Here is a 13,607-nt window from a genome sequence, read left to right on the forward strand (position 1 = left end):
GGCACGGAAAACGACACACTCAGCATGATAAAGCATCAGCTGGCGGGGGAATAGCCAATGGCCGAGGCGCCACAGATCGACACGCTGGAAGGCAGGCAGCTCCGGGACGGCATGCGGGCCTTGTATCGCGCCGACCAGGTGCGCGAGCTAGATCGGCGTATCATCGACTCGGGGATCGAGGGCTTCGCCCTGATGCAGCGCGCCGCGGCGGCGGCCTGGCAGCAGGTGCGCCGCCACTGGCCCGGCGTGCGTCATCTCAGTGTGCTGTGCGGAGGCGGCAACAATGGCGGTGACGGCCATGTGCTGGCCGCCCTGGCCGCCGCCGAGGGCCTGGAAGTCGAGCGCATCCTGCTGAAACCCGTCGAGCAGCTGACGGGAGACGCGCGGCGCGCGGCCGAGATGGCCGATGCCGCCGGTGTGGCGCGTGTTGCCTGGCAGGCCGACATGACGCCGGGGGGCGAGCTGATCGTCGATGCGTTGCTGGGGACCGGGCTCGCGGGTGAGGTGCGCGGCGCATCGCGCGAGGCGATTGCTGCCATCAACGCCAGCGCTGGCCCGGTGCTGGCGCTGGACATTCCCTCGGGACTGCACGCCGATACCGGCGCCGAACTGGGCGAGGCCGTGCGGGCCACGCGAACCGTCACCTTCATCGGCGACAAGCTGGGGCTGCATACCGGTCGTGGGCCGGCGCGGGTGGGGGTGTTGACGCTGGAACCGTTGGTGGACGCTGAGCCGCTGCGCTCCGGCCTGTCACCGGCCGCCCTCTGCCTGGACCGTTGTCTCATCCCGAAGCTGTTGCCGCCGCGGCCGCGCGATGCTCACAAGGGCAGGGCGGGGCATGCGCTGATTCTGGGGGGTGCTCCCGGCATGGGCGGCGCCGGCCTGCTGGCCGCCGAGGCCTGTGCGCGGCTCGGGGCCGGCAAGGTCAGCCTGGCCACCGACCCGGCCCATGTCGCCGCCAGCCTGATTCGCCGCCCGGAGGTAATGGCCCACGGGGTCCGCGGCCTGGCCGATCTGGGAGATCTGCCGCAGCACGCCGATGTGCTGGTGCTCGGGCCCGGCCTGGGGCGCGACAGCTGGGGGCAGGCGCTGTGGCAGGGCGCGGTGGCGGCCGGGCGACCGCTGGTGATCGACGCCGATGGACTCAATCAGCTCGCCGAGCGTTTCGATGGCCGGCGTCGCGACGACTGGATTCTCACCCCGCATCCCGGCGAGGCGGCCCGCCTGCTGGGCATTGCCACCAGTGAGGTGGAAGCCGATCGCCCGGCCACGGCTGGCGCCCTGCAGGCCCGCTACGGCGGCGTGGTGGTGCTCAAGGGCGCCGGTAGCCTGGTCGTCGGCCCGCAGGGCCTGACGGTCTGCCCCTACGGCAATCCGGGCATGGCCAGCGGCGGCATGGGGGACGCACTGTCCGGCATGCTCGGCGCCCTGGTGCCCCAGGGCCTGTCGCTGGAGGTGGCCGCACGCCTGGGGGTGATGATCCATGCGCTGGCCGCCGACATGGCGGTGCAAGAGGCCGGCGAGCGTGGCTTGCTGGCCGGCGATCTGGCATCCTGTGCACGTTTTCTGGTCAACCCGACGATGGACGAATGACGATGCAGTGGCGACTTGCTGACGAGGACCGACAGGTCGCACTCGGTGAAGCGCTCGGCCGCGCCCTGGCCGGGCAGGGAAGCGTCTATCTGGAAGGGGAACTCGGCGCCGGCAAGACGACTCTGACGCGTGGCATTCTGCGTGCCCATGGTCATCAGGGCGCCGTGAAGAGCCCCACCTACACCCTGGTCGAGCCGTATGAACTGGGTGAGGTACGTGTGCACCATTTTGATCTCTACCGCCTGGGTGACCCCGAGGAGCTGGAGTTCATCGGTGGACGCGATCTGCTGGGAGAGGCGGCGTTGTGCGTGATCGAGTGGCCGGAACGCGGCCGGGGCTGGTTGCCGGAGCCGGATGTCCGGGTGCAGCTGTACCTGGACGAACCCGGGCGCGTGGCCGTCCTGCATGCCGGGACGGACCATGGCCGCCGCGTGCTCGAGTGCCTCGCCGCCGGAATGCCAGCGCAGGACGATCACCCAGCCTCTCGCCATGACGGGCGAGGCAAGGATATGGCCGGTAAGGACGAACAGGATTCATGAGGACAAGGGTATTGCGCCGACACATGGCCCGCTGGCTACTTCCCTTACTGCTTCTGGTGCCGCTCTGGGCCCAGGCAGCCAGCGTCGACAACATGCGCCTTTGGGCGGCGCCGGATCATTCACGGCTGGTGTTCGACCTGTCGGCGCCGGCAACGGCCGATGTCTTCACCCTCCAGGACCCACGCCGGCTGGTGATCGATATCGCCGACAGCAAGCTCAACGCCGACGTCAGCCGCCTGGACCTGTCCGGCAGTGCCATAAGCGAGATACGCACCGGTATTCGCCATGGTACGGACCTGCGTGTGGTGCTCGAGTTGTCGCGCCCCATCGAGCCGCGTCATTTCAGCCTCGAGCCCAATGAACAGTATGGCCACCGACTGGTGGTGGACCTGGAGTATCCCGGTGAAAGCGCCGTCGAGGACCCCATCGACCCCATCGCGGCCAAGCTCCGCGAGCAGGAGATTGCCGCCGATCGGGCCCAGACCAAGGCTGTTGCCGAGGGGCGTGATCCGAGCAAGGTAACGCCGACCCGCGAAAAGGCTCAGCCGCATCCTAAGCGTGACATCATCATTGCCGTGGATGCCGGGCATGGCGGCGAGGATCCGGGGGCGATCGGTCCCAGCGGCACGCGCGAGAAGGATGTCGTGCTGGAAATGGCCAAGCGCTTGGCGCGCCTGATCAATGACACCCAGGGCTTCAAGGCGGTGCTGATTCGCGACGGCGATTATTATGTCGGTCTGCGCGAACGCACGCGCATCGCCCGCGAACAGAAGGCTGACTTCTTCGTCTCCCTGCACGCCGATGCCTTCAACAGCCCTCGCCCCCACGGCAGTTCCGTTTTTGCGTTGTCGCAGAGTGGCGCGACCTCGGAAACCGCCAAGTGGCTGGCGGCCACCGAGAACCGCTCGGATCTGATCGGCGGCGTGGACGGCAGTCTGTCGCTGGATGACAAGAATAAGGTGCTGCGCGGTGTGCTACTCGACCTGACCATGACCGCGACGCTCAATGACTCGCTGACCATCGGCGGCCGGGTTTTGGATCGCCTGGGGCGCATCAATGAGCTGCACAAGCCGCGTGTCGAGCAGGCTGGTTTCGTGGTGCTGAAGTCGCCGGATATTCCGTCGCTGCTGGTCGAGACCGGTTTCATCTCGAACCCCGAGGAAGAGCGCATGCTGCAAAAGCCCAGCTATCAGCAGCGCATGGTCGAAGCCATCTTCGGCGGCGTACGCGCCCATTTCCAGAGCAACCCGCCGCCGGCCAGCCTGCTCGCCTGGCAACGTGACCAGGGACGCGGCGGCAGCGGCAACGAATACCGCATCCAGCCCGGCGACACGCTCTCGGAAATCGCCGCCCGCCATGATGTCCCGGTCGGCCGGCTGCGCCAGGCCAACGAGCTTAACGGCGACGTGATCCGCGTCGGGCAAGTGCTGAGGATACCGAGTTCTTGAGAGAAAAGAAGGAAGAGGGAAGAAGAAGCCCAGAAGGCAGCTAGAAGTGGGAATGAGAGGGGCGGTTTGCCATATCGGCCAGGCTGTATTCTTCCTTCTTGAAGGCGCGGAGCGCCGTACTTCCCTCTTAACCGCGGCGAAGCCGCGTCTTCGAGTTTGGGGTGGTCATGACAGACAGACAGCATATCCAGGTTCTCGATCCGCGTCTGGCTAACCAGATCGCCGCGGGTGAGGTCGTCGAGCGGCCGGCGTCGGTGGTCAAGGAGCTGGTCGAGAATGCCATCGACGCCGGGAGTCGGCGTATCGAGGTCGAGCTGGAGTCCGGCGGGGCGCGGTTGATCCGGGTGCGTGACGATGGTGTCGGCATCAGCGAGGACGACCTGCCGCTGGCGTTGTCGCGTCATGCCACCAGCAAGATTGCCTCGCTGGATGATCTCGAGGGCGTGGCGAGCCTCGGCTTTCGCGGCGAGGCCCTGGCGTCGATCAGCTCGGTGTCGCGCCTGGAGCTGATGTCCAACGTCGATGACGATCCGACCAGCGGCTGGCGTGTGGTGGTCGAGGGGCGGCGCATGGAGCCGCGCGTCACGCCCTCGCCGCACCCGCGGGGTACCTCGGTGACGGTGCGCGACCTCTTCTTCAACACGCCGGCCCGGCGCAAGTTCCTGCGCACGGAAAAGACCGAGTTCGGCCATGTCGAAGAGGCGTTCCGCCGTCAGGCCCTGTCGCGCCTCGATCTTGGCTGGGTATTGCGCCATAACCAGAAGACCATCCATCAGCTGAATGCCGGCAGTGATCTGGTCGGCCACGAGCGCCGCCTGCAGTCGCTGCTGGGCAAGGGCTTTCTGGAAAACGCCCTGCATCTGGACCTGGAAACCGGCGGCCTGCGACTCTGGGGCTGGGTCGGGTTGCCCACCCATTCGCGTGCCCAGGCCGATCAGCAATACTTCTTCGTCAACGGCCGGGTGGTGCGCGACCGCCTGGTGGCGCATGCCATTCGTCAGGCCTACCGTGATGTGCTGTTCCACGGTCGCCACCCGGTGTTCGTGCTCTATCTGGAGGTCGACCCGAGCGTCGTTGATGTCAATGTGCACCCGACCAAACATGAGGTGCGCTTCCGTGACGGGCGCATGGTGCATGACTTCCTGTTCTCGAGCCTGCATCGGGCCCTTGGGGAGGCGCGGGCCGGTCAGTCCTCGGAGCAGGCAGCGGCGGTGGGCGATGCGGCGGACCCGGCCGCAGCGCCGCAGGCCGACGGAGACTCAGAGGCCACGGACCAGGAACGGGTCGCGGAATCCGCCGGGCGCTGGCAACAGCAGCCGATGGCCCTGCATGGTCGTGACGACGGCCAGCAGCAGAAGGTCACGCCGGATCGCGTGCGCGCCTTCATGGAGGGCTATCGCGCCTTGCACCCGGAGCATGAAGAGAGCCTGCTGACCCCCCAGCCCGCCGCTCCGGGAGCCGGTGGTGCCGCCGCCGATGTGGCCCTGGCCGAACGCGAGGCGTCGCCGGATACCGCGACTTCCTCCGCCGCCAGCAGCCCGGCGATGCCGGAAGAAGATGCCACCCGGGCACCGCCCCTGGGTTACGCCGTGGCGCAGCTGCATGGCATCTATATCCTCGCGCAGACCGAGAACGGCATGGTGATCGTCGACATGCACGCCGCCCATGAACGCATCGTCTACGAGGGCATGAAGTCCCAGGTGCATGGCAGCGGCGACGATCCCGGCAGCCTGCAGGCGCAACCCCTGCTGGTGCCGGTGTCGATGGCCGCCAGCGCCGCTGAAGTGGCCACCGCCGAAGCCGAGCGCGAGGCTTTTTCGCGCCTGGGGGTGGAGCTCGATGTGGCCGGTCCGGAAACCCTGCTGGTACGCCAGGTGCCGACCCTGCTGGTGGATGCCGATGTCGAGCCGCTGGTCCGCGACATGCTGGGGGACCTCGAGCGCTACGGACGCTCCGACCGACTCGAGGCGCACATCAATGAGCTGCTGTCGACCATGGCCTGCCATGGCAGTGTGCGGGCCAATCGCCAGTTGACCACCGCCGAGATGAACGCCCTGTTGCGCGACATGGAGCGCACCGAGCGCAGCGGTCAGTGCAATCATGGGCGCCCGACCTGGACCGAAATGAGCATGAAGCAGCTGGATCGCCTCTTCATGCGTGGCCAGTGACGGCATGCCAGGCCCTGTCCGCTTTCCCCGACGACGAATCCTGAACCGATGACGACCCCGACCACGCCCGATTCCCGCCCCCCCGCCATCTTCCTCATGGGCCCGACCGCCGTCGGCAAGACCGAGATGGCCATTGCGCTGCACGAGCAACTGGGCTGCGAGCTGATCAGTGTCGACTCGGCGATGGTCTATCGCGGCATGGATATCGGCAGCGCCAAGCCGTCGGCCGAGGAACTGGCCAGGGCGCCTCATCGTCTGATCGATATCCGTGACCCGGCCGATCCCTACTCGGCGGCCGGCTTTCGCGAGGATGCGCGCCGCGAGATGCAGCGCATCACCGAGGCCGGCCGGGTGCCGCTGCTGGTCGGCGGCACCATGATGTATTACCAGCGGCTCTGGGTCGGTGAGCCGAACCTGCCTTCCGGGGATGCCGAGGTGCGTTCCCAGCTGGATCGCGAGGTCGAGCAGCGGGGGCTCGCCGCCCTGCACGCGGAACTCGCCGACATCGACCCGCGGGCGGCGCAGCGCATTCACCCCAATGACCCGCAGCGGCTGACACGGGCGTTGGAGGTCTACCGCATCAGTGGCCACTCGTTGACGGAACACTGGGATGCCCAGCAGCCTGAAACCTTCCCGTGGCGTGTGTTGTCGATAGGACTCGCGCCTGCTGATCGAGGTGTCCTGCATGCGCGTATCGCGACCCGTTTCGATGCCATGCTCGAGGCGGGCTTCATCGAGGAGGTGGCGGCCCTGAAGGCCAGGTCGGATCTGCATTCGCGGCTGCCGGCGATGAAGAGTGTGGGATACCGCCAGGCGTGGGAATATCTCGACGGTCAAGGCGATGTCGAGGCGCTACGGCGTCGCGGCATCGTGGCCACGCGACAGCTGGCCAAGCGCCAGTTGACCTGGATGCGAAGCTGGCCGGAACTCAATTGGGTCGACATTCTGACCGGTGAGCCGCGCGATCGTGTCTTGAAATTGGTGCGTGAATTCAGCAGTTAGCGTAAGATGAGCGTTTCACGAGGCCGGTTGGACGGGCGATACCGGGCGAAGAGTGCCACCTTGAAAACGGCGGTGAGCACCCAATAATACTATTAACCCCATAAGAGATAACCTAGGGAGAGCCACATGTCCAAAGGACAGTCCCTTCAAGATCCATACCTGAACGTCCTGCGCAAGGAGCGCATTCCGGTGTCGATCTTTCTGGTCAATGGCATCAAGCTGCAGGGCCAGATCGAATCCTTCGACCAGTTCGTCATCCTGCTGCGCAATACGGTCAGTCAGATGGTCTACAAGCACGCCATCTCCACGGTCGTACCGTCGCGCAACGTTCGTCTGCCGGCCAGTGATGTCGCCGGGCAGCCGGAAAGCGATGCGTGAGGTACTGATTGTTTTTTGAACGTCCCGACGCCGGTGAAACGGCGGTTCTCGTCCATGTGGATTTCCAGGACGAAAGCGAGCGCGAGGATTCCGGTGAATTCCTCGAGCTCGTGCGCTCGGCCGGCGCGGAGCCGGCCACGCTGCTGACGGGAAGCCGAGGTCGGCCCGATCCCCGCTCCTTCATCGGGTCGGGCAAGCTGGAAGAAGTGCGTGAGGCACTGGAAGTGCACAAGGCGCAACTGGTGATCTTCAATCACGCGCTCAGCCCCTCTCAGGAACGTAATGTCGAGCAGTCGCTGAAGTGCCGTGTGCTGGATCGTACGGGGCTGATTCTCGACATCTTCGCGCAGCGTGCGCGGACTCACGAAGGCAAGCTGCAGGTGGAGCTCGCCCAGCTGGAGTACATGTCCACGCGACTGGTACGTGGCTGGACGCACCTGGAGCGTCAGAAGGGCGGCATCGGCCTGCGCGGCCCCGGGGAAACCCAGCTCGAGACCGACCGTCGTCTGCTGCGTGGTCGCATCAAGGCGATACACAAGCGCCTGGACAAGGTGCGTAGTCAGCGCGGTCAGAATCGACGGGCGCGTTCGCGGGCCGAGATTCCGAGCATTTCCCTGGTCGGTTACACCAACGCCGGCAAGTCAACGTTGTTCAACGCCGTGACGCAATCCCGGGTCTATGCGGCAGACCAGCTGTTCGCTACCCTCGACCCGACCTTGAGGCGTCTCGAAGTGGAAGACGTGGGGCCGGTGGTGCTGGCCGACACGGTGGGCTTCATTCGTCACCTGCCGCACAAGCTGGTGGAGGCCTTCCAGGCGACGCTTCAGGAAGCCGCCGAAGCCAGCCTGCTGGTGCACGTCATCGATGCCGCCGACCCGGATCACGAACTCAACGTGAGTCAGGTCAACGAGGTGCTCGATGACATCGGTGCCCTGGAGGTGCCGACCCTCAAGGTGATGAACAAGGTCGACCTCTTCGACAGTGCGCCGCGCATCGAGCGCAATGTCGATGGAAAGCCCGACACGGTCTGGCTGTCGGCTCAGGATGGTCGCGGCCTCGAGCTCTTCGAGCAGGCACTCACGGAGTGCCTGGCCGATGACATCATCGATTTCGACATGACCCTGGCGCCTGCCCAGGGCAAACTTCGCGCCGGCCTGCATGAGCTGAACGCCGTCCGCGAGGAACGCTTCGACGAGCAAGGACACACGCTGCTCGAGGTTCGTCTGCCGAGGCGCGACTTCATGCAACTGATGGCGCGTCTCGGCGAGCGAGCCGATGATTACCTGCCGCGCGAGCTGCAAGAAGGCCCGGTTTGGGAGTAGTGAGTCGCCTTCGCGCATGGACCGGTGTTGCCAAGCCCTCCCGGTTGATGCCATAAGGAGCGCAACGATGCCCGCTGCAAAGTCCGAACGCGGCGGCATGCAACGTATATTGGAGACGACGTATGGCCTGGAATGAGCCTGGTGGCGGCAACCAGCATGACCCCTGGAGTGGTGGTGGCCGCCGTGGTGGCAACGGCAGTGGCGACGGTGGCAAGGGGGGCGGCAATCAAGGCCCTCCGGACCTCGACGAGGCACTGAAGAAATTTCAGAACAAGCTCAACAACATGTTGGGCGGGCGCGGCAAACGTGGCGGCAACGGTAATGGCAGCGGCGGCAGTGGCAAGCCACGTAATGCCTTTACCCTGCCGGGACTGCTGCTGATCGTGGCACTGGCCATCTGGGCGGCTTCGGGGTTCTACCTGGTCGACCAGGCCGAACGGGGTGTGGTGCTGCGGTTCGGCAAGTATCAGGAAACCGTGACGCCGGGCCTGCAGTGGAATCCGCCGTTGATCGACGATGTGCGCATGGTCAATGTGACGCGGGTGCGCTCCATCAGCCAGACCCAATCCATGCTGACCCAGGATGAAAACATCGTTTCGGTGGAAATTTCGGCCCAGTACCAGGTCGCTAAACCGCGTGATTACGTGCTCAATGTGCGCAATCCCGAGCTCAGTCTCGAGAATGCGCTGGATTCGGCGCTGCGCCACGTGGTGGGCGGTACCGACATGATCGATATCCTGACCTCGGGCCGCGAAATCCTCGGCAACTCGGTCAGCAGCCGCTTGCAGACCTACCTGGACAGCTACGGTACCGGCATCATGCTGCAGACTCTCAACGTCGAGTCGACTTCACCGCCCGATGCCGTGCAGGATGCCTTCGATGACGTCATCCGCGCTCGAGAAGATCGCCAGCGGGCCATTAACCAGGCCATGGCGTATGCCAATGCGGTGATCCCCGCCGCCCAGGGTCAGGCACAGCGAATCATCGAGCAGGGGCAGGGCTATCGTGAATCCGTCGTTGCCGAAGCGCAAGGCCAGGCCAACCGCTTCAATGCGCTACTCACGCAATATGAAAAATCCCCGGATATCATGCGTGAACGGCTTTATCTTGACACCTTGTCCGAGGTCTACAGCGGAACCCCGAAGGTCATGGTAGACGTTTCCGAGCAGAGCCCGCTGATGGTATTGCCAATGGACAAGCTCAAGAGCAACGCAAGCAGCACCAGTGGGCAGTCGTCCCAGGTGAAGGTCGATCCTCAGTTACTGCAGCGTCTGCAGAATACCGAGTCCTCATCCAGCTCGAGCCGTTCCGGCAACAACGACGGCGCGCTCAGGGAGGGTCGCTGAAATGTTCAATAATCGTTCTCTGCTAATCGTCGGTGGACTGGCCGCCGCTGCCTGGCTGGCGAGCAATAGCCTGTATGTGGTCGATGAAACCGAACGTGCGATCAAGTTGCGTTTTGGCAACATCGTCGAAAAGGGCATCGAACCCGGGCTGCATTTCAAGGTGCCGATCACTCATACGGTGCGCACCTTCGATACACGCGTCCGGACGTTGGATACCGAGCCCAGCCGTTATCTCACGCTCGAACAGAAAGCCGTTATCGTCGATTCCTACGTGCAGTGGCAAGTGGTCAATCCGACCCAGTACTACGAGGCAACAGGCGGTGACGAGATGCAGGCAGTGCGCCTGATTCAACCGCGCGTCGACGAGAGCCTGCGTAACGAATTCGGCCGACTCAATCTGTCTCAGATCATCTCCGAAAAACGGGATGACCTGATGACAGGGCCGACCCAGGAACTCGACAAGTTGATGCGTGATGAGCTGGGTGTCGCCATTCTGGATATCCGCGTCAAACGTATCGATCTGCCGGAAGATGTGTCGTCGGCGGTCTATGAACGGATGCGCTCCGAGCGCGAGCGTCAAGCACGTGAATGGCGTGCCCAAGGGCAGGAAGAGGCCGAGCGCATCCGCGCCAATGCGGACCGTCGTCGAGAAGTGCTGCTTGCCCAGGCCAGGGCTCGCGCGGAAACACTGCGCGGTGAAGGCGATGCCGAAGCGGCTGAGATCTACGCCCAGGCGTACAGCAAGAATGAGGAATTCTTTTCCTTCTGGCGCAGTCTCGGGGCCTACCGGGAGAGCTTCAAGGGTGGCAGTGACATGATGGTGCTGGATCCCTCCAGCGACTTCTTCCAGTACCTCAAGAGCCCGACGCCGCACAGCAGCGCAGAGTGACCTGTTCAGCAAGGCTGTTGGCCATTCGGCAGGAAGGGCGCTGATGCCGGTTCGGCATGGGCGCCCAGGGTTCATCACGACCGCAAACGTGATAGTATTGGATAACCGGGCGTGGCCCGGTTTTTTTGTGGGCTCTCCACTCCCGGCGAGCTTTGCGGGCATCCTGCCATGCCCGGCATGTGAGGCTCGCGCAGGCCAACCATTGTCTTGCAGGAAAGAACGACATGACCATCGCTGACCGCTGGCTCTTGCCCGACGGCATGGACGAAGTGCTGCCGCCTCAAGCCAGTCGAATGGAAGAGGTGCGCCGGGCGCTGCTCGATCTCTACTACGGCTGGGGCTATGACCAGGTAATGCCCCCGCCCGTCGAATTTCTCGACTCCCTGCTGACCGGTACGGGTACCGAGCTGGAACTCCAGACCTTCAAGCTCACCGATCAGATGACGGGGCGCATGATGGGCGCCAGTGCGGATGTCACGCCGCAGGTGGCGCGCATGGATGCTCACTCGCTCAAGCGCCAGGGCCCGGTCAGGCTCTGCTACTGCGCCAATGTGCTGCGCGCCAAGCCGGACCAGTATCAGGCCGGTCGCAGCCCGGTCCAGGTCGGCCTGGAACTCTTCGGCCATGCCGGTCTGGAAGCCGACCTTGAGGTCCTGCGCCTGGCCTTGACCAGCCTCTCCGTGGCCGGAGCCCGGGAAGTGCATCTGGCATTGGGGCATATCGGCATCTATCGTAGCCTGGTGGAAGCCGCCGAATTGTCCGCCGACCAGGAGCGAGCCGTCTTCAAAGCCCTGGAGCTGAAATCCCCGGGTGAACTGGCCAGCTGTGTCGAGTATAGCGTCGGCGACCCGTTGCTGGCCGAGATGCTGCGCTCACTGGTGACTCTGCACGGCGGACCGGAAGTGCTCGATGAAGCCCGCGAGGTGTTCGCCGAGGCGCCCCAGGCGGTAGGCGACGCGCTGGACCAATTGCGCTTGCTTTATCAGGGCGTGGCGGCTCAGCATCCGGAGGTCGAGTTCTACTTCGATCTGGCCGAGCTGAGAGGCTACCAATACCACACCGGCATGATGTTCTCGGCCTTCGTGCCGGGCTTCGGCCACGCACTGGCCAAGGGTGGCCGCTATGATGACACCGGACGTGCCTTTGGTCGTGCGCGTCCCGCGACCGGCTTTTCGCTGGAACTCAAGCTGCTGGCTGGTCTGGCACCGAGTTCACGCCGGGAAGGCGGCATCTGGGCGCCTGCCGAGGGCGAAGGCCTGGCCGAGGCCGTCAGGCAACTGCGCGAGCAGGGTGAGCGCGTGGTTCAGGCCCTGCCGGGACAGTGTACCGGCCCCGAGCAGCATCAATGTCAACGTCAGCTGGTGCGGCAGGCCGAGGGTTGGCGGGTGACCGACCTGCCGTCCTCCGAGGACCCGACCTGAGTCCGGGTGACGCCTTATATTCGATTCCGGCCGATCGCCGGCGGCAGCAACGAGAGACGAGACACTATGGGCAAGAACGTAGTCGTACTGGGCACCCAGTGGGGTGATGAAGGCAAGGGCAAGGTGGTGGACCTGCTGACCGAGTCCGCCGATGCCGTGGTTCGCTTCCAGGGCGGGCACAACGCCGGTCATACCCTGGTCATCGATGGCGAGAAGACGGTACTCCACCTCATTCCCTCGGGCATTCTGCGCGACGACAAGACATGCGTGATCGGGAACGGGGTGGTGTTGTCCCCGGAAGCCCTGATCGAAGAGATTCGCGAGCTGGAAGACAAGGGTGTGCCGGTACGCGAGCGGCTACGCCTGTCGCCTGCCTGTCCGCTGATCCTGCCGTATCACGTGCGTCTCGACCAGGCGCGCGAGAAGGCCCGTGGCGTGGCCAAGATCGGAACAACTGGGCGCGGTATCGGACCCGCCTACGAAGACAAGGTGGCGCGTCGCGGCCTGCGTCTGGGCGATATTCTGCATCGTGAGCGCTTTGCTTCCAAGCTGGGCGAGGTCCTGGACTATCACAACTTCGTGCTCACCAAGTATCACGGCGAGCCAGCGGTCGACTTCCAGGAAGTGCTCGACGAGGCCATGCGCATGGCCGACGAGCTGCGCGACATGGTCTGCGATACCGTGAGCCTGGTCCATGAGGTACGCAAGGCCGGTGAGAACATCCTCTTCGAGGGGGCTCAGGGCTCGTTGCTGGACATCGACCACGGCACCTATCCATTCGTCACCAGCTCCAACACCACCGCCGGCGGCACGGCAACCGGTTCGGGGGTCGGGCCCCTGTATCTCGATTACGTGCTGGGGATTACCAAGGCCTACACGACGCGAGTCGGTTCCGGGCCTTTCCCCACCGAGCTGTTCGACGAGTACGGTCGCCACCTGGCCGAGAAGGGCCACGAATTCGGTGCCACGACCGGTCGGGCGCGTCGCTGTGGCTGGTTCGATGCCGTGGCCCTGCGCCATGCCGTGCAGATCAACTCGGTTTCCGGCCTGTGTCTGACCAAGCTGGACGTGCTGGATGGCCTCGAGAACATCCGGGTCTGTGTCGGCTACCGCAGCAAGGATGGCGAAGTGCTGGATGCGCCGGTGGACTCGGAAGGCTATGAAGCCATCGAGCCGGTCTACGAGGACTTGCCGGGCTGGAATGAGTCGACCATCGGTGTCAAGGGCCTCGATGAGCTGCCGGCCAATGCACGCGCCTATATCCGGTTCCTCGAGGAGCAGGTGGGCACCCCCATCGATATCATCTCTACGGGCCCGGACCGCAACGAGACCATCGTGTTGCGCAATCCCTTCGCCGAGTAAGCGCGCCCTCGACCCAGACCGGCAGCGCTGAACCCGCAACGCCGCCCACCGGAATCTCCGGGGGCGGCGTTTTCGTGAGGGCCTGCTGGTCAGGCCGTGTCATTTTGGCCTGTACCAACGACGACGCCCCGCACAGGGC

Annotated in this window: 11 protein-coding genes; all 11 read left to right on the top strand. The window is 64.7% G+C overall.

Translation table 11 applies throughout. From position 1 onward, the window contains the following. The first annotated feature begins 57 nt into the window (after positions 1-57). Positions 58-1,593: an NAD(P)H-hydrate dehydratase gene (locus tag HHA01_RS02235; RefSeq protein ID WP_141317480.1), complete on the top strand. Its 1,536-nt coding sequence runs from the start codon at positions 58-60 to the stop codon at positions 1,591-1,593. A gap of 2 nt (positions 1,594-1,595) precedes the next feature. Further along, entirely contained in the window at positions 1,596-2,132 is a 537-nt protein-coding gene (gene tsaE / locus HHA01_RS02240) for a tRNA (adenosine(37)-N6)-threonylcarbamoyltransferase complex ATPase subunit type 1 TsaE (protein WP_141317581.1), read from the top strand. Positions 2,133-2,155: 23 nt separating this feature from the next. Further along, complete coding sequence (locus HHA01_RS02245; protein ID WP_246053792.1) at positions 2,156-3,580, top strand: N-acetylmuramoyl-L-alanine amidase; 1,425 nt, start codon at positions 2,156-2,158, stop codon at positions 3,578-3,580. Between the two features lie 167 nt (positions 3,581-3,747). Further along, complete coding sequence (mutL, locus tag HHA01_RS02250; protein WP_141317482.1) at positions 3,748-5,748, top strand: DNA mismatch repair endonuclease MutL; 2,001 nt, start codon at positions 3,748-3,750, stop codon at positions 5,746-5,748. Between the two features lie 48 nt (positions 5,749-5,796). Beyond that, a complete protein-coding gene (gene miaA, locus HHA01_RS02255) occupies positions 5,797-6,750 on the top strand; it encodes a tRNA (adenosine(37)-N6)-dimethylallyltransferase MiaA (RefSeq protein WP_141317483.1) in 954 nt (317 codons plus the stop codon). A 126-nt stretch (positions 6,751-6,876) separates the two neighbouring features. Beyond that, entirely contained in the window at positions 6,877-7,128 is a 252-nt protein-coding gene (hfq, locus tag HHA01_RS02260) for an RNA chaperone Hfq (RefSeq protein WP_141317484.1), read from the top strand. Positions 7,129-7,136: 8 nt separating this feature from the next. Continuing rightward, the gene (gene hflX / locus HHA01_RS02265) at positions 7,137-8,450 is read left to right on the top strand and encodes a ribosome rescue GTPase HflX (RefSeq protein WP_141317485.1); all 1,314 of its coding nucleotides are present in this window, start codon (positions 7,137-7,139) and stop codon (positions 8,448-8,450) included. A 122-nt stretch (positions 8,451-8,572) separates the two neighbouring features. Beyond that, positions 8,573-9,796: an FtsH protease activity modulator HflK gene (hflK, locus tag HHA01_RS02270; protein ID WP_141317486.1), complete on the top strand. Its 1,224-nt coding sequence runs from the start codon at positions 8,573-8,575 to the stop codon at positions 9,794-9,796. Between the two features lies 1 nt (position 9,797). Then, complete coding sequence (gene hflC / locus HHA01_RS02275; protein ID WP_141317487.1) at positions 9,798-10,685, top strand: protease modulator HflC; 888 nt, start codon at positions 9,798-9,800, stop codon at positions 10,683-10,685. Positions 10,686-10,909: 224 nt separating this feature from the next. Continuing rightward, entirely contained in the window at positions 10,910-12,106 is a 1,197-nt protein-coding gene (locus HHA01_RS02280) for an ATP phosphoribosyltransferase regulatory subunit (protein WP_141317488.1), read from the top strand. Between the two features lie 66 nt (positions 12,107-12,172). After that, positions 12,173-13,468, top strand: coding sequence for an adenylosuccinate synthase (locus tag HHA01_RS02285; protein ID WP_141317489.1), 1,296 nt, complete (start codon positions 12,173-12,175; stop codon positions 13,466-13,468). Positions 13,469-13,607: the final 139 nt, after the last annotated feature.

It is taken from the genome of Halomonas halmophila (assembly GCF_006540005.1).
GTDB lineage: Bacteria > Pseudomonadota > Gammaproteobacteria > Pseudomonadales > Halomonadaceae > Halomonas > Halomonas halmophila.

Excerpts from the sequence above, each read along its gene's own strand:
- hflK (WP_141317486.1), top strand. The coding sequence starts at position 8,573 with ATGGCCTGGAATGAGCCTGGTGGCGGCAACCAGCATGACCCCTGGAGT.
- HHA01_RS02245 (WP_246053792.1), top strand. The coding sequence starts at position 2,156 with ATGGCCCGCTGGCTACTTCCCTTACTGCTTCTGGTGCCGCTCTGGGCC.
- tsaE (WP_141317581.1), top strand. The coding sequence starts at position 1,596 with ATGCAGTGGCGACTTGCTGACGAGGACCGACAGGTCGCACTCGGTGAA.
- hfq (WP_141317484.1), top strand. The coding sequence starts at position 6,877 with ATGTCCAAAGGACAGTCCCTTCAAGATCCATACCTGAACGTCCTGCGC.
- HHA01_RS02280 (WP_141317488.1), top strand. The coding sequence starts at position 10,910 with ATGACCATCGCTGACCGCTGGCTCTTGCCCGACGGCATGGACGAAGTG.
- HHA01_RS02285 (WP_141317489.1), top strand. The coding sequence starts at position 12,173 with ATGGGCAAGAACGTAGTCGTACTGGGCACCCAGTGGGGTGATGAAGGC.
- mutL (WP_141317482.1), top strand. The coding sequence starts at position 3,748 with ATGACAGACAGACAGCATATCCAGGTTCTCGATCCGCGTCTGGCTAAC.
- miaA (WP_141317483.1), top strand. The coding sequence starts at position 5,797 with ATGACGACCCCGACCACGCCCGATTCCCGCCCCCCCGCCATCTTCCTC.
- hflC (WP_141317487.1), top strand. The coding sequence starts at position 9,798 with ATGTTCAATAATCGTTCTCTGCTAATCGTCGGTGGACTGGCCGCCGCT.
- HHA01_RS02235 (WP_141317480.1), top strand. The coding sequence starts at position 58 with ATGGCCGAGGCGCCACAGATCGACACGCTGGAAGGCAGGCAGCTCCGG.